Here is a 20098-nt window from a genome sequence, read left to right as displayed (position 1 = left end):
CCTTCCTCTTTTGCTGGCCCAAAAGAGGAAGCAGAAAAGGGCCATCGCCGGCGGCAGGCATGGACACTGCCCCTTGCCAACCATGCTGATAACGAAACCTGCGGTGCTCCCGTAGCACCGCCCGGCAGTGGTGGTACGTGAAGCTGTCTACGCAGGGAGGCAGACAAGCGGGCTGCTCAAAGGAAGCATTAAAACCAAAAGACGCAATCCGTAGCCGTTTTTCTTCAACACCACCGTTCCAAGGCGGTCGAGACGTGCCCGAATGCAAGGCGCGCGAAGACTGAAACCACAGGTGTAGCGGCAGCTACATCGAGGATTGAAGGCTGAGGGCAACGCCGCAGGCGGGTGCGTCTCGGCCGCCCTCGCAGCATGAGGCGTAGCGGCAGCTACGTCGGAATGACGAGGCGCGGGAGCAACGCAGCAGATGTGCGGATATCGACCGCCCTAGAACCCTACTCGGGCCCGAGTAGGATGGCCATCCACCGCGTCTGCTCCCCGCTTTCAAGAGCGATCTTCAGCGTCATGGTCAGCGGCACCGAGAGCAGCATGCCGATCGGTCCGAAAACCCAGCCCCAGAAAACCAGGGAGATGAAAACCACCAGGGTCGACAGGCCGACCCCGCGGCCCATCAGTTTCGGCTCCAGGATGCTGCCGATGGAGGCATTGAAAACCAGGTAGCCGATCGCCACCACCAGCGCCTTGCTGCCGCCGAACTGCACCAGCGCCAGCAGCACCGCCGGTACCGCGGCAATGATCGAACCGATGGTCGGAATGTAGTTGAGCATGAAGGCCAGCAGCCCCCAGAGCAGCGGGAAATCGACGCCGACGATCGACAGGAAGATCCAGACCGCAACCCCGGTCAGCAGGCTGAGCAGCGACTTGATCGCCATGTACTTGTTCAGGCCGACGGCGAACTTGGAGAAGGCATCCAGGGTCTTGTCGGCGTTGCCGAACGCCCGCCGGACCTTGCCGGTGAAACTCGCCGCTTCCAGCAGGATAAAAATAACCGTCACCATGATCAGGAAGGTGTTGGTCAGGATACCGCCGAAACTGGTCAGCATCCGGCTGGCAAGGCGCATCGCCGCGCCGGGGTCGATCTGTTCCCGCAGGGAGGCGGTCGGGGTCCGGATGCCATGCCCCTCCAGCCAGGTGAGCAGGTTGGCGAATTCCCCATGCAGGCTCTGCTGGTAGACGGGAAGCTCATTGGTGAAGCTGTTCAGGGAAGAACCGAACAGGGCCGCCAGACTGCCGCCGACCAGCCAGATCAGCAGCACCACCAGCAGCACCGCCAGCGGCGTCGGGATCTTGTGCCGCTGCAGCCAGAAAACCGGCGGCGCGCAGACAACGGCGACGAAGATCGCCAGCAGAAAGGGGATCACCAGCGCGCTCGCCTCGCGCATCCCGGCAATGACGACAATAAAAGCGGCCAGTCCGACCAACGCCAGAACCGGGCGGCCCTCCTGTTTTGTATCCGGCATCACAAATCCCTCCGACTGAACATGAAACTCAAGAATGCCGCCAGAAAACTCAAAGCCCCTTTAACGCAGAGGCGGAGAGGGGCAGAGATGGAGAGCAATCTTGTCTGCCTGATGCTGACTTCTCTGCGTCTCGGCCTCTCCGCGCCTCAGCGTTAAAGGTTTTTCCGGAACCCCTGGCGGCCACCTTTCGTATTCCTGTCATCCCAGGCGCAACAGCAGCAGGTTGGCCAGCCCGATCAGGAACCCGAGCAGCCCGCCGAACAGGTTGATGTACTTGAACTGCTCCTGCATGATCGACAGCAGCAGGCCCTCGACCTGCAGGATATCGAGCCGGTTGACCTTCTCCTCGACCATGCGGGAGATATTGAGCGTCTCGACCAGCGGCGGCACCTCGCGCTGCAGGACATCTCCAAGCTGCCGGCAGAGCCCGTCAATCAGCTCTTCCCGCACATCCCCCGGCACCCGGGCCGAGAGCCTGCCCAGCGGCCGCTGCAGCAGCAGCTCTTCACTCTGCCGACGAAGGATTTCATCCATGGCCCGATGCACCGCCGGAGACCTGAGCCACTTCAGCAGCCGCTGCGGCAGATCGCGCCGCCAGTCGTCGAGCAGACCCGCGGGCAGGTTCTGCTCCAGCAGCTCACCGAAGGGGCGATCCTTGATCCGGTCGAGACCGTTCTCGGCCAGGCGCCCGAGCGCGGCCGCGGTCTTCGGACTGTGCAGCATCCCGATCGCCTGTTCACGGGCGAAGCGCCGCACCCCGGCGACCTTCTCGTAGGGCAGGTTTTCCAGGTAGCTCGCCACCGGCCGCTGCAGCATCGCCGCGACCCGCTCACGCAGCAGCTGCGCCACCTGCTGCTGGGTCTTCTCCTCCTTCAGCCAGCGGGCGATTTCATCCCCGGTCCGATCGAGAAATTCGGGCAGCCTGTCGTAGATCTTGTCGAGGTTGATGAAGCCGGAGAGCAGCCCGGCCAGACCCTGCAGCGAGTCGAGAAAGGTATCGATCCCTTCACGGGCCTTCTTCACCAGCCGTTGCCGGAAATCGGGGTCGTAGAGCAGACCGCCGAATTTTTCCAGCAGTCCCGGCACTTCCTTTTCGAGCTGCTGCAGCAGCAGCTCGACCAGGTCCTCCGGCAGCAGCTCCGCCAGGCTCTGCTCGCTGGTGAAGAGCCGGTCAAGGCGTTCTTCAACAAAACGCCCCAGGGCCTGTTCAATCCCCGGATCACGCAGCAGCTGGTCAATCCGCCGCCGCAGCTGGTCACAGAGCGTCCGGTAACCCTCTTCGGAGAGACAGCTCTGCAGATCGCGGGCGAGCAGCTCCTCCCCCCTGTCCCGCAGATAGGCCTCCAGCCGCCGGCGGCAGTCTTCCGACTTCAGGTAGGCAAAAATCAGGTTGAGCAGTTTCCAGCGCAGCAGGTCAATCAGTTCGCGGAAGCGGCCGCGAAATTCCTCCGGCACCAGGCTCTCCAGCGGACCGAGTTCCCGGTCGAGAAAGGAGCCGAGCTTCTCCGCCACCGCGCCGCGCAGTTCACGGCGGAAGGAGTCGCGCCCGAGAACCGCGCCGACATCATCGGCGGTGAGCAGGTGACTGCCGACCGTTTCGCCCATGCGGACCGCCAGTTCCGCCCGCTTGGCGGGGATAATCCCCGGTGTCAGCGGCACCCGCAGACCGAACACCCGCCAGGGACGCAGGGGGCGGAAGAGCATGCGGATGGCGACATAGTTGGTGACGTAGCCGATCAGCGCCCCGAGCAGCGGCGGCGCCAGCCAGGGAAGGAATTGAGTCCAGTCGTTCACGGTTGCAAACCACTCCGATCCATTTTCATCGTCGCGAATTTATGCTTTAATCGGGGTCCAATTCACCAAAGGATCTCTGACATGCCCGAAAAAAACCAGTTGATACGAATTCTCAGTGATGACGGCACCCTGCGCGGCATGGCCGCTGAAACCACCGGCATCATCGAGGAGATCCGCGGCCTGCAGCAGACCGACCCGGTCGCCACCATCGCCCTCGGCCGCCTGGCCACCGGCACCGCCCTGATGGGCGCCCTGCTCAAGGACCGGGAACGACTGGCGCTGATGATGGAGGGAAACGGTCCGCTGCGCAAACTGCACGCCGAAACCGATGCCGACGGCAGCCTGCGCGCCTCGATCGCCAATCCGCTTTCCGGCCCGCCCCCGGAGGACGGCAGTTCGGCCGTGGCCCGGGCCATCGGCAAAGCCGGATTCCTGCACGTGATCAAGGATCTCGGCCTCAAGGAACCCTACCGCAGCATGGTGCAGCTGCAGACCAGCGAGGTCGGTGAGGATATCGCCTACTACCTGACCAGTTCCGAGCAGATTCCCTCAGCGGTCGCGGTCGGGGTGCTGCTTGATGCCGAGGGCCGGGTCGAGGCCGCCGGCGGCTTTCTCATCCAGGCCCTGCCCGGCTGTCCGGACGCGACCCTGGAAAAACTGGAACAGACCCTGAACGCCCTGCCGCCGATCACCACGCTGCTGCAGTCCGGCCGAACCCCGGAACAGGTTCTCGGCCAGGCAATGCGGGATATCCCCTATCACACCCTCGGCCGCTGCGAACTGCGTTTCCGCTGCAACTGCAGCCTGCCGCGGGTAACCGCCATGCTGCGGGGACTGCCGGAAGAGGACCGGCGGGAACTGGCCGCCCGGGATGAGCCGACCGTCATCACCTGCGAATATTGCCGGAAAACCTACTCCTTCTCGCCGGAAGAGCTGGCCGGACTCGGCGACTGAACCGGCAGCAGGCGCAGTTCAAAGGGAGTTCCCGCTTCGCCGACAGCAGTGAAGGTCACCTGTCCCGGCGCCAGTCCGCGGGCGATGAAATAACTCTCCAGCAACCGTGCCCGGCCTGCGGCCAGGCGCTGGTCATAATCCTCCCCGTAAGTGCTGACCGCCCTCACCGTCGCCGCCCAGCGGCGTTCACCGCGACTGCGCAGCAGTTCAACCAGCGGGTCGAGCAGCGCCTCGCTGCCGACCTGCGGCATCACCGCCGCCGGCGCGAACAGGCTCTGCTCCGGATAACTGATGGTCGGCAACGGTCCCGCAGTGACCGTCGCCCCGGGGAGATTCCGCAGCTGTTGAGACAGCTCGGGCAGCGGTTTGTCGGCGCGATCCGGCGCCGGTCCGGCGGGCGCGCAGGCGCTCAGCAGCAGCAACAGGAATAAAGACAGACGTTTCATCAGCACGGTCTCAACTGGATGTTCGGGTTGTTCAGCATCATAGCAGATCATTTCCCGGACGGCGAGACCTCCCCGCCGACCTGACCGGTCGCCCCACGAGCAAACGCCGGGTGACGCCGCAGCGTGCCGATCAGCACATCAGCGGCAATACCGTTCAACAGCCCGGCGCCGAGCGCAAACAGCAGCAGCGGCGGATAGAGCGTCCAGAGTCCGGCGTGACGCACCAGCAGCAGCCAGGCGACCAGCAGCTGACCGGTCGCGTGCCCGGCGGCGCCGAGCAGGGAGGCGCCGATCGGCCCGAGCCGTTCTCCGGCCAGGCGGCGCGCTCCGGTCATCAGCGCCGTCGCCAGAACCCCGCCGCCAAGGGAGAGAAAGAAACCCGGCGAAAACAACCGGCCGAGCAGCAGCGCGCCCACCAGGATACGGGCCAGGGCAACCGTCCAGGCGGCACGGCCGCCGAACAGGTAGAGCGCGACCAGGGTGAGGATATTGGCAAAACCGAGCCGGAACCAGGGGGCCGGCGACGGCAGCATGAACTCCAAGGTGTTGAGCGCGACCGCCAGGGCGATGAAGAGAGAAAGGAAAATCTGCCGCCGGCAGCGGGCCAGTTCCCGCGGATCAACGACTGATGAGGTCATAGCCATCCTCCGCAGGCGACCTGCCGCCCTCGATGCGCAGCAGCAGATGGTTGGGCACGCAGGCCAGCCACTCGCCGCTGCGGCTGATCCGCCCCATGCCGATACAGACCTTGTGGCGGCAGGGGGATGCAAGCACCCGCACGGTCCCGTGTTCAATCACCGCCAGGGTCTCTCCCAGCGGCCCGGCGAGCCGCATCCGCCGGTCCCGGTCGAGGGGGGCGCGGTAGATGATGCGGCCGTCCCGCTCCACCACCAGGCGACTGCCGCCCGGCAGCCGGAAAACCAGCACGCAGAGCAGCAGCGCAACCCCGAGCAGACCGCACAGCAGCATCCGGTCAAGCGGCGTCATCCGCCGCCAGAGCGCCTTCAGCGCCATGTCACCCGGTCCTTCAGCCCCGGCGTCACCAGCGGCGTACCGTCCGCGCCGATGAGGATGCCCTCGGCACCCTGCTGCCGCAGCAGACGACTGCCGGCCTCGGGGCCGAGAACAAAGGCGGCCGTGGCCAGGGCGTCGGCGGTGGCGGCATCGGACGCCACCACCGTCACGCTGCGGCTGCGCCGCGACGGCCGCCCGGTCGCCGGATCAAACAGGTGATGGTAACGCACCCCGTCAACCTCGAAGAATCGCTCATAGTCCCCCGAGGTGACCACCGCTTCGTCCGCCGCGGCAATCACCGCCAGCACCGCGCCCGGTTTCCGCGGGTCCTGGACGCCGATCCGCCAGGGGCGTCCCTGACGATCACCGATCAGCAGCAGGTCGCCACCGGCATTGATCGAGGCATGGCGGATACCGGCCCGGCGCAGCAGCGCCCCGGCGCGATCCACCGCGTAGCCCTTGGCGATACCGCCGAAATCGATCTCCAGCTTCGGGACCAGCTTGATCACCCGGTTCCCCTCGATCCGCAGCTTGTCGACACCGCACTGCCGCAGGGCCCGGCGCAGCTCGGCGGCCGTGGCGACGTGCGGCTTGTCCCCCTCGATGTCCCAGAGCCGCTTGACGCGCCCCAGAGTGGGATCAAAGGCGCCGCCGCTGAGATGGTTCAGTTCGATGGAACGACGCAGCAGCGCCAGGGTCTCGGCGCTGACTTCGGCCCCGCGGGAAGCGGCGGCGAGGCGTGCCAGGTCACTGGTCGGCAGCTGCGGCGACATCAGCTGTTCGATGCGGCGCATTTCGGCAAAGGCATCGTTCAGGGCCGCCTCGGCCTTCGGTCCCGACTGCAGCAGGGTGATTTCCACCACCGTGCCCATCAGCAGTTCGGTCCGCTGCAGGGGCGGCGGGTCGCTTTGCCGGCAGGCCGCCGGCAGCAGGAACAGCAGGAGGGAAAGAAGCACGCAGACCGGCCTCAACAAGGTCGGAACACGCAACAGGATGCTGTCACTCGGCGTCGACGATTTCACCGATCAGATCGTATTCGGAGGAGTCGGTTATGCGCAACGGGACGATATCGCCGACATTGGCCTGGCCGTCGGTGATATAGACCATGCCGTCGACATCGGGGGCCTGGCGCACACTGCGCCCCTGCAGCAGCAGGTCGGTTTCCTCGCTGTAGCCCTCGATCAGCACCGGCTCGATCCGGCCGACCAGCTCCCGGTTGCGACGGAAGGAGACCCGCGCCTGGGCCTTCATCAGCTTGCTGTAGCGCGATTTCTTGGTCCGCTCGGGAACCTGATCCGGCAATGCCGCCGCCGGCGTCCCCTCTTCCCGGGAATAGCGGAACACCCCGACCCGCTCGAAATGCCCCTCCCGCACGTAGGCCAGCAGCTTGTCGAACTGCTCCCGGGTTTCCCCGGGGAAACCGACGATGAATGACGTGCGCAGCGTCACTCCGGGAACCCGCTGCCGGATCCGCTCGATCAGCGCCCGGGTTCCCTGCTCGTCAATGCGGCGGTTCATGTGAGCGAGAATGGCGTCATCGATGTGCTGCAGCGGGATATCGATGTACTTGCAGATTTTCTCTTCGCCGGCGATCAGATCGAGCAGTTCGTCATCGATGCCGTCGGGATAGGCGTAGAGCAGCCGCAGCCATTGCAGATCCTCGATGGCGACCAGTTCCCGCAGCAGGTCGACCAGCCTGGCACCATCCTCGCGCTCGGCACCGAAGGCGGTCACATCCTGGGCGATCAGGTTGATCTCCTTGACCCCCTGGGAAACCAGGCGCCGGACCTCTTCGACCACCGAAGGAACGGCCCGTGAACGCAGGGTGCCGCGCAGGCGGGGGATCACGCAGTAGGAACAGTGGTTGGCGCAACCCTCGGCGATCTTGACGTAGGCCGAATAGTGCGGAGATGACTTGACCCGCGGGGTGGCATGGTCATAGAGAAAGTCCGGCAGGCCGACGGCCTCGACCCGTTCCCCGTCGCCAAGGGCCTTATCGAGCAGCTCGACAATCCGCGGCGCGTCACCGGTGCCCATGAACAGATCGACCTCGGGCAGCTCCGCGGCCAGCTCGTCGCGGTAACGCTGCGGCAGGCAACCGGTCACCGCCAGCAGCCTGCAGTTGCCGGTCTGCTTGTAATCGGCCACCTCGAGAATGGTCTGGATCGACTCTTCCTTGGCGTCCTGGATGAAGGAACAGGTGTTGACGATGATGATGTCGGCCTTGGCCTCATCGGTCACAATCTGGAAACGCTCGGCGGGCAGATGACCGAGCATCACTTCGGCATCAACCAGGTTTTTCGGGCAGCCGAGGCTGACCAGGGAAACTTTATATGTCATGTTCACCTTCGGTGAACAGGCACGAGGCACGAGGCGCGAGGCGCAAGGAAAACCCTTTTGCCGCCCGCCGCAGCCCCCTGACCTGTCAGGTTACGAACGCATGTTGACAAACTGCAGGTCGAGGCCGAAATCCTGCGACTTCAGAGCCTGGATGACGTCCTGCAGGTCGTCGATCTTCTTGCCTGTGACCCGCACCTGGTCCTCCATGATCTGCGCCTGGACCTTGAGCCTGGTGGCCTTGATCGCCTTGACCAGTTCCTTGCCCTTCTCCTTGGAAACCCCCTGGATGATGCTGACATGCTGGCGCACCGCACCGCCCGAGGCCGGCTCCTTTTTGCCGAAGTCGAGGCTCTTGGCCGAAACCTGGCGGCGGGCCAGTTTGCCCTTGAGGATGTCGCTGACCGCCTGCAGCTTGTAATCGTCGGCGGCAAGGATGGTGATCTGACCCTCGTTCAGGTCGATTTCGTTGACCGTCCCCTTGAAATCGTAGCGCTGGGCGATTTCCTTGCGGGTCTGGTTGACGGCGTTGTCGACCTCCTGCAGGTCGACCTTGGAAACAATATCGAAACTCGGCACGTTCATCCCTCCGGTTATGGAAGCAAAAAGCTCCCTGAATCGGTGCCTTATAACACAAAAACGCCCCGGATGAAAGCTCCGGAGCGCGGATTGAGTTATCGGGCTGTTTTGAAACGACCTTCAGCCCCTCCGGCACCATTGAAGGCGGGAAGACACCCGCCCCCAACACCACCGTTCCAAGGCGGTCGAGACGTGCGTAGATGCAAGGCGTCTCACGTGCCGAGGAGTGAGGCGTAGCTGCCGCTACGTCGGAATGACGAGGCGCGGGAGCAACGCAGCAGATGCGTACGTATCGACCGCCCTAGCAGAAAACCGCGGGGTCGCGGCCCCGCTCTCCGCCTTACTCTTGCCTGCTCGCAAGAGTAAGCAGAAAGAGCTTTCGCCTGCGGCGGGCATGGACACTGCCCCTTGCCAACCATGCTGATGACGAAAACTGCGGCGCTTTCGTAGCACCGCCCGGCAGTGGTGGTACGTGAAGCCGTCTACGCAGGGAGGCAGACAAGCGGGCTGCGCAGGGGAGCTATTAAAACCAAAAACGCAATCGGTAGCCGTTTCTTCTTCACCAACACGGCTTCAAGGCGGTCGAGACGTGCGTAGCTGCAAGGCGTCTCACGTGCCGAGGAGTGAGGCGTAGCGGCAGCTACGTCGGAATGACGAGGTGCGGGAGCAACGCAGCAGATGCGTGCGTATCGACCGCCCTCGCACCACCACCGTTGAAGGCGGTCGAGATTCGTGCAGATGCAAGGCACCCGAGGGCTGAAACCACAGGCGTAGCGGCAGCTACGTCGAGGATTGAAGACCGAGGGTAACGCAGCAGATGTGCGGATATCGGCCGCCCTCGTACTTAAAAGCCCATTTCTTTGCCTGTTGGCCTTACCACCTCCACCCCCGCCGGGAGAATGAAATGGAAGCGGGCCGCGGAGATGCCGCGGTTGACCTGCAGCTGACGGAATTCAATAGTGGTGGTATTGTCGTTGGGGTCGGTCACGGTCGACGACAGGATCGGAAAACGGATGCCGGTTTTTCCCTGCTGGACGAACTCGGTGACCGCCCGCCGATCGACCACCAGCAGCATCTCGCGGATCAGCGACGAGACCCGCCGCGGCCGCAGCTTGAGGATGTAATTGCCGTCGATATCACGGTTGGGCGTCCCCCAGCTGATCAGAAAATCACGCGACAGGTTGCCGAGACCGGTCAGAAAGGTCATCGGGTCATCGACTCCGGCCTGGCTCGAGAATTCGATATTCGACTGGATCACCTGGCGATTCTCCGGCAGATAGACGTACATGGTCTTGCCGTCGGAAACGATCTCCTGGGTGGTCGGCTGACGGTATTCCCAACGGAACATGGTCAACGGCACCCTGCGGGTCCGGCTGCGGTCAAAACGCACCGCGACATCCCCCCGGCCGCGCTGCATCTGGTCCAGTGAGGCGAGACGCGATTCCTGGAAAAATTCACCCTGAAAATCCTGGATTCTCTCCGCCGCGGGGGTGGTGTCCTGGAAGGGGCGCTCCAGAGTCTGGATGACGTCACGCAGACCGATGCTCGCGGCGTCGGCAGTGCCGGCGAGGGGCAGCAGCAACAACGAAACCAGCAACAGGATCGAAGCTTTCATCAATCTTCTCCTTTACCGTGGTCCAGCCGACAACGGGCGAAATCAAAGTTCCCTGAGTTTATCACGGCCGCGGGCGAGGCGCACCAAAACTTTGCCGTCCTCCAGGCGGAACTCGCAGGTCCGCCCCTGGCAGCCGCCGACATCCTCGGCCAGCAGCGGAATCCGCAATTCCTCCAGCAGCATCCTGGCGACTCGGATATTTCGTTCGCCGATGGTCATGCGACCGTTCAGATTCTGAAACATATGGGCACCACCGCAGAGCTTCGCCACCAGCTGCCGACGCTCAGCGCCGAACTGCTCCAGCCCCGCGATCAATGCCGGGATGGCAGTCCTGACGAACTTGCCCGGCCGGTTGCCCGCGCCCTTCTGCCCCGGCTCCGGCAGCAGGGTGTGAGCCAGTCCGCCGCAGCGCAGCTCGGGAGCATACAGCATCACCCCCAGACAGGAACCGAGACCGTAGCTGACCAGCCGTTCCGGAGCGCCGGCGATGCGGATCTCGGCGATCCCGACCCGCTGCGCGCACGTCACCGGGAACCTCCGACCGCGGCGAGAACCAGTTCCAGCGTCCGCGGATCCGGCAACAGGAAGAAATGACCGCGGATCGGGTCGGCGTCGACCTCGTCGCCGGAGAATTCGGTCTCCAGCACCAGAGCCAGGTCGCCCGATTCGCCGAGTTCGCCGAGAACATGATCGATGACCGCGCCGGCCATGTCGTAAGCCAGCTGCGGGACGGACGGATAGAGCGTCATGCCGAGCATCCCGCCAAGGGCGTTGAGATAGGAGGAGGCGAGAATGTTGCCGATCTCCTTCAGGGTCGACACCCCCAGTTCATCGTCCAGGCCGACCGTCGAACCGAGCAGGATCTGCAGCAGCTGTTCGGCGCTGGCCCGGGGCAGGACCAGCAGCATGTTCCCGCCGGCCGCGCCTTCGAGTTTCAAAATGACCCCGGCAACCAGCCGTTCCGGGCCGCCCAGCAGGTCAGGCACCTCGGACAGGTCAACGGTCATCACCCGCGGCACATGCAGCATGATGGTCCGGCCGACCAGTTGCGACAGCGAGGTGGCAGCATGCCCCATGCCGATATTGCTCAATTCACGCAGGGTGTCCTGCTGACGACTGTCGAGTTGCTGAAAATCCATGGGCATCTTTCAGGCGGCCTGGCCGGCGGCATCGAGCAGCCCCTGGGGGTCGATGAGAAAAACCACCTGGCCGTCGCCGAGAATTGAGGCGCCGGTGACTCCCGGCAACCGGTCAAGGGGAAAACCGAGACTTTTGACGAAAACCTGATTCTGCCCGACCAGGCGGTCGACCACCAGGCCGACACGACGACCGCGGAGTTCGGTGATCACCAGCGGCACGCTGCCGGCAAAGGGCCGGTTCGGCAGCTTCAGAAGCTTGCGCAGCGACAACAGGGGAACGATCTCATCATCAAGCGGCAACACCAGCTGCCTGCCGGAGGACTGCAGCTGCTCGCGGGACACTTCGAGGGTTCGATGAACCCGGGTGATCGGCAGGGCGACGGTCTGTCCGGCGCACGCGACCAGCAGAATCTGGATAATGGCCACCGACACCGGCAGTTTGAGCAGCATGCGGGTTCCTTCACCGGGAGCGGAGAGGATATCGAGCACGCCGCCGAGATTCTCAACCGCCGCCTTGACCACATCCATCCCGACCCCGCGTCCGGAGGTTTCGGTGACCTGATCGGCCGTGGAAAACCCCGGCAGACAGATCAGCCCGAGCAGGTCGCGATCCCCCATGGCGCGGGCCTGGGAGGCATTGATCAAGCCCTTCGCCAGGGCTTTGTCGCGAATCTGCCGTGGGTCAATACCGCGACCGTTGTCGGCCACCTCGACCAGGACCAGGTCGCGCTCGCGCCAGGCCCTTACCGCGATCACGCCCTCACGGTCGATACCGTGGTCAACGGCGTTGCGCAGCAGGTGAACCAGGGGATCGGCCAGTTCTTCGAGAATCGCGCGATCGAGTTCAACCTCATCGCCGTGGATCTGCAGGTCAACCTTTTTGCCGGTCTTGCGGGCCTGGTCGCGCACCAGCCGCGGCAGGCGGCCGGTAATGCTGGAAACCGGCATCATGCGGACCTCAAGAACCTTGTGATGCAGGTTGTTGACCAGCAGCGAAAGCTGGTCAAGTCCCTCACCCAGATCCTGCCAGGAGCGCCTCTTCTGCGCCGACTGCAGCATCGAACGGGTAGTCATCAACTCACCGGTGAGGTTGATAAAGCGATCCAGCAGCTCGGTACGAACACGCACCGTCCGCTCGCTGTCTTCACGACGGCGGCGGGGAAGAGCTTCATCCTCGCTGTCCTCCCCCCAACGCACCCCGGCCAGGTCACTCATGGCCAGCAGCGCCGCTTCGATTTCGGATCTTTCGCAGGAGGATTCGAGCCGCACCCGCAGGTGACGGACCACGCCGCCCTTGAACAACTCCTCCTGGCTCGGCCATTGTTCCAGCAACTCTCCGAACCGCTCCAGCTCACGCAGCACCAGCAGCGCCCTGGCGGCGGGTGCCGGGGCGTGGTCGGCGATCTCGACCGTCAACTCCAGCGGGATCGTCTCGGCAACCGGTTCCAGTTCAAGAACCTCGATCTCCTCTCCGGTCGGAATCGCCTCGGCCGGCGGGATCTCCTCCTCTCCAGCCGGGTTCTGCAAAAAAGCGTCGATGGAGCGTTCCGGACGTTCGGCGGCGATATCCTCCAGCAGTCCTTCGAGCAGGTCGCAACCGGCCAGCAGCCGATCGATGGCCGTCGCCGGGACTTCGCCGTCACCGCGAAAGCCGTCGAGCAGATCTTCCAGCGCGTGGGCCAGGCCGGCCATCCGCTGATAACCCATCGACGCCGCCATCCCCTTGACCGAGTGGGCTTCGCGAAACAGGGTGTCAATCACCTCGCGGTCATCCGGTGCCTTCTCCAGGTCAACCAGTCGACGCGCCATGCCGGCAAGATGCTCGCGGGTTTCGCTGAGAAACATCTCGCGATATTTGGACATATCCATAGACGTTGCAACCTATCCCGATCGAACCGCGCAGGTCCGTCCGGATCAGTGGGCGGTCACCCGGCGGGCGACTTCAAGGACCTTCGCTTCCTGGAAGGGCTTGACAATAAATTCCCTGGCACCGGCGCCGACCGCCTCGACAATCAGGCTCTCCTGCCCCAGGGCGCTGCACATCACCACCCGGGCCGAAGCGTCCTCGGCGATGATTTCAACAAGCGCCTCGATACCGCTTTTCAACGGCATGACAATGTCCATGGTCACCAGGTCGGGGCGCAGTTCCCGGTAGCGTTCCACCGCCTCGGCCCCGTTCTGCGCCTCGCCCACCACCTCGAAATCGTCGGCGCGGGTAAAAATATCCTTCAGCATATTGCGCATGAACAGGGCATCATCAACAATCAGTACCCGACAACTCATAAAATCTTCTCCTGCCCCCTCACAGCATTTCAAGACGACTTAAAAAGGCCGTCATGTCGAACAGATTGATCATCCGCCCGGCCAGGTCGACAACCTCGCCGATACAGTTGGCGCGACGCTGATCGGCATCTCCGGGCAGGGTTTCGGCCTCATCCAGAACCACGATTTCACCGAGCCGGCCGACCGCCAGACCAAGCACGGCAATCTCACTGCAGGTGACGATGATTCTGGACTCAGGTTCGGTTTCGGAAAATCCGAGCAGTCGGGCGAGATTCAGAACCGGAACGATGCTGCCGTGAAAATTGATCGCGCCCAGGTAGCGGTCATCGGCACCGGGAATGTAGAACAGCGCCGGCGCCTCGACGATCTCCTGAATGGCACTGATCTCCAGTCCGTACAGTTCCTCGCCGAGCGTGAATGTCAGTACCTGCCGCACGACGGCTCAGCCCCGATCGGCGCCAAGGTGAAAACGGCTGACCATGGCCAGCAGCTCCTCGGCCAGGTTCGAAAGCTCCTGCGCCTGGTGAGCCATCTCCTCCATCGAAGCCGACTGCTCTTCACTGGCCGCCGAGACCTCCTGCACCGCCGCGGCGTTGTCGGTGATGACGTTGGCGATCTCATCGATGGCGGAGACCACCTTGCGCGCCCCTTCGGTCTGCTGGGTGGCGAGATCGGCAATGGCATCGGCCTTGGTCTGGGTCACGGCGGCGGTTTCGATGATCGCCTCGAAGCTGCTGCCGGTCTGATCAACGGCCCGGTGTCCTTCCTCGACCTGGGTCATGCTGCGCTGGATCGCATCAAGGACCTTCTGGCTCTCTTCACGGATCACCTCGATCAGGGTGGTGATTTCGCCCGCCGACTGACTGGTCGAGTCGGCCAGCTTGCGGATTTCATCGGCCACCACGGCAAAGCCGCGCCCGTACTCGCCGGCCCGCGCCGCCTCGATGGTGGCGTTGAGGGCCAGCAGGTTGGTCTTCTGGGCGATGCCGGTGATGACCTCGACAATCTGGCCGACCTGCTGCACCTGGCCGCTGAAGGAAACCATCTGCTGGCCACTCTGCTCGACGGTCTGAAAAACCTGGCGCATCTTGCCCAGGGTTTCACGCGCCACCCCGCCGCCCTGCTCGGCGGTGCGGGTCGTTTCTGCGGCGGCGGTTTTGACCTTTTTCGCCGAGGCGGCGACCAGGTCGATGGACATCGCCATCTCCTTGATCAGGGTCGAGGAACGATCAACCATTTCGGACTGGGTTTCGGCCCCCTTGCTGATCTGCTCAACGGTATTGGCCACCTCGTGGGCCGAGGCGGTCATCTCCTGCGAGGTCGCCGACAGGGACTGGGCCGATTCGGCGGTCTTCACCGAGGTACTGCGGATGTAGCCGACCAGTTCCCGCAGACTGTCGACGACGGTATTGAGCGAATTGGCGAGATCGGCCGTTTCATCCTCGAACAGGCTCTGGCGCAGGCGCACGTAGCGAGACAGATCACCGTTGCGCAACCGTTCGGCGCCTTCGCGCAAACTGCGGATATTGGCGGTAAAAACTTTGGAAAAGAGCCAGCCGAGCAACAACCCGACCAGCAGGGCGACGCCCACGCTCACCAGCTGCTGCCATTGCTCAGGGATTCCGACCTTCGGCACCAGCAGGTTGAGCACCACAATCGAGGCCACCACGATGATGAACCCCATGATGAACTTGTAACTGATTTCGACACGCATTGGTCCACTCCTTGAAAAAACCGCAGTCACAAAAACGAAATCTGCGACCACAGATTCAGCGGCGCCGATATATTCGCTCGGCGGCAAACAGCGGTGAGAACGCCTCCCGCGCCCTTCCGATCAGACTTTCGGCATTGCCGAGCACCAGCACTCCCTGTGGCGTGAGGGTGGCAGCGAATCGCTCCAGTATCCGGTCCTGGTCGGCGCGGGAAAAATAGATCATGACATTGCGGCAGAGGATCAGATCCGCGGCCGGCTGTGATTCATCACTGAGGATATTGTGCTCGACAAAACGGACCTGGCGCCGAATCCGTTCGCAGACCCTGAAACCGCGGCCCTCGGGTGCGAAATAGCGTTGCAGAACATCCTCCGGCACCTCGCTGACCCGCAACGCGTCAAAGTAACCGCCGGCGGCCTGTCGCAGGACCGGGGCACTGATATCGGTGCCGAGAATATCAACCTTGAGTCCGTCCGGAGCCAGTTCATCGAGCAACAGCGCCAGCGAATAGGGTTCCTCGCCGCCGGCGCAACCGACGCTCCACACTTTCAGAGTCCTGTCCGGCCGCGTTTCGGCCCGGCGGATCAATCCCGGCAGCACCTCGGCTTCAAGCAGGGCGAAGATCCGGGGATTGCGGAAAAATTGCGAGACGTGGATCGAAACGGCGGCCAGCAGGGCATCGATCTCCTCCTCGCGCTGCTGAAGCAGTTGCAGGTAGTCCGCGGCGTTCTGCATGCCGCTGGCCCGAACCCGGCTGGCAATCCGCCGCCGGATACACTGGTCCTTATACATGCCGAGATCGAAACCGCGCCGTTCCAGCAGCAACAACCGGATCTGTTCGAACTCGCCATCATCGAAATCACTGCCGACAAAGGGCGCGGCGGATTTATAAGTCGATTGCCGGATCATCAAAACGCAACTCCGCCTGACAGACAAGCAAACATCGATCCAAGTTCCGGAATATCCCGCAAGAAGACCCGCTCGGCCGCGCTCTTAAACCCGAGAAGCGGCCTTCCGATCGCAACCGGCATCAGGCACGAAAGTGATCAAACCCCCGCTGTTCCGGGCGTGACCGGGCACCATCGGCGGCAACCAGCCAGAACGCTTCCCGGTCGGGCAGGATCCGACCGATTTCACGAATCGGCACGCCGCATTCGGCGGCCGCCCGCCTGGCCGCAGTTTCCCGATCTGGTGGCAGGGTGAAAAGCAGTTCGTAATCTTCACCACCGGTCAGGGCCAGTTGCAGCAGGTCCGGATTTCCCGCCAAATCCCGCCTGAACGGGGCGGAAAGCGGCAACTCCCCGCTGATGATTTCAGCACCGACGGCAGAAGCCTCAAGAATATGCCCGAGATCGGCCAGCAACCCGTCAGAGATGTCGATCATGGCGCTCACCCCGGCCGCGGCCAACCGTCGACCGAGGGACACCCGCGCCGTCGGCCGATGATGTCGCCGCGCCAGCGACCCTTCCGGAGACACACCTTCACCCAGGTATTTCAGCGCCAGGGCACTGTCACCCAGGGTGCCGGAAACAAAGATCCGGTCGCCGGGACGGGCCCCGCCGCGACGGACGACCTGCCGGGGGTCGGCAGTGCCGAAGGCAGTCACCGAAAGGGTCAAAAATTGTTGTGCCCGACAGGTATCACCGCCGACCAGGGCGGTTTCAAAGGCCTCCGCTTCAGCAATGAAACCCGCGACCAGCTCCCGCCGATCAGCATCATCCAGCCGGTCAGGCAGACCGAGACCGAGCACCAGCCCGACCGGCCGGGCGCCCATCGCCGCCAGGTCGGAAAGATTAACGGCCGCCGCCTTGGCGCCGAGGTCGAAACAACTGGTCCAGTCACACCGGAAATGCACCCCTTCAAGCAGCAGATCGCTGGTCACCAGCAGCTGTTCTCCGGGCGGCAGATCGAGAGCGGCACAATCGTCGCCGATGCCGATGGCCACTTCCGGTGTAACCGCAGCTGTCCGACGGATCTGCGCGATGAAGGAAAATTCGTCAAGCGTCATCGGCGACCGGCTCCGCGAGGGCCGCGTCGAGCACCTCGGCAACACTGCGGACCTTGATGAACCGCAGTTTCTTACGCAACGGAGCGGGGATATCAACCAGGTCCTTATCATTGCGATAGGGAATGATAAGGGTATCGATGTGGGCCCGCACCGCCGCCAACGCCTTGTCCTTGAGGCCACCGATCGGCAGCACCTTGCCGCGCAGGGTCAATTCGCCGGTCATGGCGACATCCTTGCTCACCGGTCGCCCGGTGAGGGCCGAAATCAGGGCGGTGGCCATGGTGATGCCGGCACTCGGACCATCCTTGGGAATCGCTCCGGCCGGTACGTGAATATGAATGTCGCTCTCTTCGAAGCGCAGCGGGTCGATGCCGAGTTGTTCGGCATTGGCCCGGGCGTAACTCAGCGCGGCGTGGGCTGACTCCTTCATCACCTCGCCGAGATGCCCGGTCAGGGCCAGGTCCCCCTTCCCCTTCATCACCGAGACCTCGACGTAGAGCACCTCGCCGCCGGCCTCGGTCCAGGCCAGGCCGGTCGCCACCCCGACTTCATGCTCCCGACGCTCCTCCTCGGCGAGAAACCGGGGCGGGCCAAGCAACCTGGCAACCGAGGTTTCATTGACCAGCACCGGCTTGCGCTTCCCCTCGGCAAAGCGCCGCGCGACCTTGCGGCAGAGGCTGCCGATCTGCCGCTCCAGGTTGCGCAACCCGGCCTCGGCGGTGTACTCGGCAATCAGCTTCAGCAGCGCCTTGTCGGAAATCCGCAGATCCTTCTCCTTGAGACCGTTGGCCTCCCGCTGCCGCGGCACCAGGTAACGCCGGGCGATGGCCAGCTTGTCCTCGCTGGTGTAACCGGACAGATCGATCACTTCCAGCCGGTCCTGCAGGGCCCGGGGAATCGGGTCGAGAATATTGGCGGTGGCGATGAACAGCACCTTCGACAGGTCGAAGGGGAGATTGATGTAATGATCAGAGAAGGCGTGATTCTGCTCCGGATCGAGCAGTTCCAGCAGCGCCGCCGAAGGGTCTCCGCGGAAATCGGCCCCGATCTTGTCCAGTTCGTCGAGCATGAACACCGGGTTGTTGCTGCCGGCCTGCTTCATACTCTGCATCACCCGCCCCGGCAGGGCGCCGACATAGGTACGCCGGTGACCACGGATCTCCGCCTCGTCGCGCACCCCGCCGAGGGAGATGCGCACGAACTTGCGCCCCAGCGCCCGGGCGATCGACTTGCCGAGGCTGGTCTTGCCGACCCCCGGGGGACCGACAAAACAGAGAACCGGCCCCTTCATGTCCTTTTTCAGTTTGCGCACCGCCAGGTATTCGAGGATCCGCTCCTTGATCTTCTCCAGGTCGAAGTGATCTTCGTCGAGTACCTGGCGGGCCTTTTTCAGGTTGAGGTTGTCGCGCGTCGTGACGCTCCAGGGCAGCTCGACCAGCCAGTCGAGATAGGTGCGCAGCATCGAATATTCGGCCGCTTCGGGATGCATCGCCTCCAGCCGTTTAAGCTGCTTCTCCGCCTCCTTGTGTGCCTCTTCGGGCAGCTTCGCCTCCTGCAGCTGTTCCCGCAACTCGGCCATCTCCTCGGCGCGAGCATCCCCCTCACCCAGTTCGGCCTGGATCGCCCGCAGCTGTTCGCGCAGGAAATATTCCCGCTGCGAGCGGGTCATCTCCTCCTTGGCCTGGCTCTGGATGCGATTCTGCACCGCCGCCACTTCGAGTTCCTTGGCCAGAGTGTCTTTGACCAGGCCGAGGCGTTCAAAAGGATCAATCGCCTCGAACAGGGCCTGGGCCTCGGGCACTCTCAGCCCGATATTGCTCGCCACCAGGTCGGCCAGGCTGCCCGGATCCTCGACGTTCTCCAGCGCCACCATCACCTCCGGCTGAAGCGCTTTGCCGAGGTTGACCAGCTGGGCCAGCTGGTCACGAACGGTGCGCATCAGCGCCTCGACTTCAAGGGCTCCGACCGTCAGCGGCGGGTCTTCGAGCAGCTCAACGCGAACTTCATAGCAGGGCATGTCGGCCAGCACGGTCTCGATGCGGGCGCGCGCCAGTCCCTGGACCAGGATCTTGATCCGCCCGTCCGGCAGCTTGAGCATGCGCATGATCATCGCCGCGGTCCCGAAAGAGTAGATATCCTCCGGCGCGGGGTCTTCAACCACCAGTTCCTTCTGGCTGGCCAGGAAGATGATCCGGTCCTGACTCAGGGCCTGTTCAACGGCGGCAATCGATTTTTCACGGCCGACGAACAGCGGAATGATCATGTAGGGGAAGATCACCACGTCGCGCACCGGCAGCAACGGCAGTTGCTGCGGAATATGCATGTCACTCGGATGAGCGGGATTCGCCACCTTGTTGCTCCCTTCCGGAGATACCAGAGTCCATGGCTGTGCCGACAACCGGCCGAGGGTACCGAGCTTATTCTATTCTGCCCCACGACCCTGTCAAGGCCGGTACAGCAGCGGCAATCGGCAGCCGGAACGAACGACATCAGGCTGCCAACGACAGTCTTGCATGAAATCCCTCTTCAGGTACACACAACGAAGCGCGATCGCCCGGCAATCCACCGCCGTCAAAGGGCGAGGGATTTTGTGCCGAATCAAGGCGTGTCCCGGTGAGCGCGGAGGCGTAGCGGCAACTACGTCACACCAGCAGAAGAGGGAGACAACGCAGAGTCGGTGCAAAAGACCCGCCCCAACACCAAAGAACGGCCCGGGGCAATGCTCCGGGCCGTTCAAGG

19 protein-coding genes are annotated in these 20098 nt (G+C 63.5%); 1 reads left to right on the top strand and 18 read right to left on the bottom strand.

The features are described from left to right. Window positions 1–452: 452 nt before the first annotated feature. Both B5V00_RS05540 and B5V00_RS05535 read right to left on the bottom strand, forming a co-directional pair. The gene (locus tag B5V00_RS05540; protein WP_085009763.1) at window positions 453–1478 is read right to left on the bottom strand and encodes an AI-2E family transporter; all 1026 of its coding nucleotides are present in this window, start codon (window positions 1476–1478) and stop codon (window positions 453–455) included. A 198-nt stretch (window positions 1479–1676) separates the two neighbouring features. Continuing rightward, window positions 1677–3272, bottom strand: coding sequence for a DUF445 family protein (locus tag B5V00_RS05535; protein ID WP_085009762.1), 1596 nt, complete (start codon window positions 3270–3272; stop codon window positions 1677–1679). Between the two features lie 81 nt (window positions 3273–3353). On the opposite strand from B5V00_RS05535, the gene hslO reads away from it, so the two are divergent. Continuing rightward, complete coding sequence (gene hslO, locus B5V00_RS05530) at window positions 3354–4226, top strand: Hsp33 family molecular chaperone HslO (protein WP_085009761.1); 873 nt, start codon at window positions 3354–3356, stop codon at window positions 4224–4226. On the opposite strand, the gene B5V00_RS05525 is transcribed toward hslO, so the two are convergent. From B5V00_RS05525 to lon, 16 genes are all read right to left on the bottom strand, one after another. Next, entirely contained in the window at window positions 4184–4672 is a 489-nt protein-coding gene (locus B5V00_RS05525) for an OmpA family protein (RefSeq protein ID WP_139800670.1), read from the bottom strand. The genes hslO and B5V00_RS05525 overlap by 43 nt on opposite strands. A gap of 47 nt (window positions 4673–4719) precedes the next feature. Next, window positions 4720–5310, bottom strand: a complete 591-nt coding sequence (locus B5V00_RS05520) for a Gx transporter family protein (protein WP_085009759.1) — start codon at window positions 5308–5310, stop codon at window positions 4720–4722. Beyond that, the gene (locus tag B5V00_RS05515) at window positions 5291–5686 is read right to left on the bottom strand and encodes a NusG domain II-containing protein (RefSeq protein ID WP_085009758.1); all 396 of its coding nucleotides are present in this window, start codon (window positions 5684–5686) and stop codon (window positions 5291–5293) included. The genes B5V00_RS05520 and B5V00_RS05515 overlap by 20 nt, the downstream gene beginning before the upstream one ends. Then, window positions 5677–6642 carry an FAD:protein FMN transferase gene (locus tag B5V00_RS05510; RefSeq protein WP_139800669.1) on the bottom strand — a complete coding sequence of 322 codons (966 nt, stop codon included), beginning with the start codon at window positions 6640–6642 and terminating at the stop codon, window positions 5677–5679. The genes B5V00_RS05515 and B5V00_RS05510 overlap by 10 nt, the downstream gene beginning before the upstream one ends. Window positions 6643–6685: 43 nt before the next feature. Further along, window positions 6686–8026, bottom strand: coding sequence for a 30S ribosomal protein S12 methylthiotransferase RimO (gene rimO, locus B5V00_RS05505; RefSeq protein WP_085009756.1), 1341 nt, complete (start codon window positions 8024–8026; stop codon window positions 6686–6688). A 90-nt stretch (window positions 8027–8116) separates the two neighbouring features. Next, window positions 8117–8602: a YajQ family cyclic di-GMP-binding protein gene (locus B5V00_RS05500; RefSeq protein ID WP_085009775.1), complete on the bottom strand. Its 486-nt coding sequence runs from the start codon at window positions 8600–8602 to the stop codon at window positions 8117–8119. 844 nt (window positions 8603–9446) lie between these two features. Next, window positions 9447–10217, bottom strand: coding sequence for a LolA family protein (locus tag B5V00_RS05495; RefSeq protein ID WP_085009755.1), 771 nt, complete (start codon window positions 10215–10217; stop codon window positions 9447–9449). 42 nt (window positions 10218–10259) lie between these two features. After that, window positions 10260–10745: a chemotaxis protein CheD gene (locus tag B5V00_RS05490; protein WP_085009754.1), complete on the bottom strand. Its 486-nt coding sequence runs from the start codon at window positions 10743–10745 to the stop codon at window positions 10260–10262. Further along, the gene (locus B5V00_RS05485; protein WP_085009753.1) at window positions 10742–11356 is read right to left on the bottom strand and encodes a chemotaxis protein CheC; all 615 of its coding nucleotides are present in this window, start codon (window positions 11354–11356) and stop codon (window positions 10742–10744) included. Before B5V00_RS05485 ends, B5V00_RS05490 begins: the two co-directional genes overlap by 4 nt. A 9-nt stretch (window positions 11357–11365) precedes the next feature. Beyond that, entirely contained in the window at window positions 11366–13225 is a 1860-nt protein-coding gene (locus tag B5V00_RS05480; protein WP_085009752.1) for a chemotaxis protein CheA, read from the bottom strand. A 45-nt stretch (window positions 13226–13270) separates the two neighbouring features. Continuing rightward, on the bottom strand, window positions 13271–13639 hold the full coding sequence (locus B5V00_RS05475) for a response regulator (protein WP_085009751.1): 369 nt from the start codon (window positions 13637–13639) through the stop codon (window positions 13271–13273). A 19-nt stretch (window positions 13640–13658) separates the two neighbouring features. Further along, window positions 13659–14075 (bottom strand): chemotaxis protein CheW, encoded by a 417-nt coding sequence (locus B5V00_RS05470; protein WP_085009750.1) that lies wholly within the window; start codon window positions 14073–14075, stop codon window positions 13659–13661. 6 nt (window positions 14076–14081) lie between these two features. Then, window positions 14082–15353, bottom strand: a complete 1272-nt coding sequence (locus B5V00_RS05465) for a methyl-accepting chemotaxis protein (RefSeq protein WP_085009749.1) — start codon at window positions 15351–15353, stop codon at window positions 14082–14084. Between the two features lie 55 nt (window positions 15354–15408). Next, the gene (locus B5V00_RS05460) at window positions 15409–16260 is read right to left on the bottom strand and encodes a CheR family methyltransferase (protein ID WP_085009748.1); all 852 of its coding nucleotides are present in this window, start codon (window positions 16258–16260) and stop codon (window positions 15409–15411) included. A 121-nt stretch (window positions 16261–16381) separates the two neighbouring features. After that, on the bottom strand, window positions 16382–17359 hold the full coding sequence (thiL, locus tag B5V00_RS05455) for a thiamine-phosphate kinase (RefSeq protein ID WP_085009747.1): 978 nt from the start codon (window positions 17357–17359) through the stop codon (window positions 16382–16384). Beyond that, a complete protein-coding gene (lon, locus tag B5V00_RS05450) occupies window positions 17349–19682 on the bottom strand; it encodes an endopeptidase La (RefSeq protein ID WP_085009746.1) in 2334 nt (777 codons plus the stop codon). Before lon ends, thiL begins: the two co-directional genes overlap by 11 nt. Window positions 19683–20098 lie beyond the last annotated feature (416 nt).

It is taken from the genome of Geothermobacter hydrogeniphilus (assembly GCF_002093115.1).
Lineage (GTDB): Bacteria > Desulfobacterota > Desulfuromonadia > Desulfuromonadales > Geothermobacteraceae > Geothermobacter_A > Geothermobacter_A hydrogeniphilus.
This window is presented reverse-complemented; position numbering and strand designations above follow the sequence as displayed.

Excerpts from the sequence above, each read along its gene's own strand:
- B5V00_RS05540 (WP_085009763.1), bottom strand. The coding sequence starts at position 1,478 with ATGCCGGATACAAAACAGGAGGGCCGCCCGGTTCTGGCGTTGGTCGGA.
- hslO (WP_085009761.1), top strand. The coding sequence starts at position 3,354 with ATGCCCGAAAAAAACCAGTTGATACGAATTCTCAGTGATGACGGCACC.
- B5V00_RS05525 (WP_139800670.1), bottom strand. The coding sequence starts at position 4,672 with ATGAAACGTCTGTCTTTATTCCTGTTGCTGCTGCTGAGCGCCTGCGCG.
- B5V00_RS05520 (WP_085009759.1), bottom strand. The coding sequence starts at position 5,310 with ATGACCTCATCAGTCGTTGATCCGCGGGAACTGGCCCGCTGCCGGCGG.
- B5V00_RS05515 (WP_085009758.1), bottom strand. The coding sequence starts at position 5,686 with ATGGCGCTGAAGGCGCTCTGGCGGCGGATGACGCCGCTTGACCGGATG.
- rimO (WP_085009756.1), bottom strand. The coding sequence starts at position 8,026 with ATGACATATAAAGTTTCCCTGGTCAGCCTCGGCTGCCCGAAAAACCTG.
- B5V00_RS05495 (WP_085009755.1), bottom strand. The coding sequence starts at position 10,217 with ATGAAAGCTTCGATCCTGTTGCTGGTTTCGTTGTTGCTGCTGCCCCTC.
- B5V00_RS05485 (WP_085009753.1), bottom strand. The coding sequence starts at position 11,356 with ATGGATTTTCAGCAACTCGACAGTCGTCAGCAGGACACCCTGCGTGAA.
- B5V00_RS05480 (WP_085009752.1), bottom strand. The coding sequence starts at position 13,225 with ATGGATATGTCCAAATATCGCGAGATGTTTCTCAGCGAAACCCGCGAG.
- B5V00_RS05475 (WP_085009751.1), bottom strand. The coding sequence starts at position 13,639 with ATGAGTTGTCGGGTACTGATTGTTGATGATGCCCTGTTCATGCGCAAT.
- B5V00_RS05465 (WP_085009749.1), bottom strand. The coding sequence starts at position 15,353 with ATGCGTGTCGAAATCAGTTACAAGTTCATCATGGGGTTCATCATCGTG.
- B5V00_RS05460 (WP_085009748.1), bottom strand. The coding sequence starts at position 16,260 with ATGATCCGGCAATCGACTTATAAATCCGCCGCGCCCTTTGTCGGCAGT.
- thiL (WP_085009747.1), bottom strand. The coding sequence starts at position 17,359 with ATGACGCTTGACGAATTTTCCTTCATCGCGCAGATCCGTCGGACAGCT.
- lon (WP_085009746.1), bottom strand. The coding sequence starts at position 19,682 with ATGCATATTCCGCAGCAACTGCCGTTGCTGCCGGTGCGCGACGTGGTG.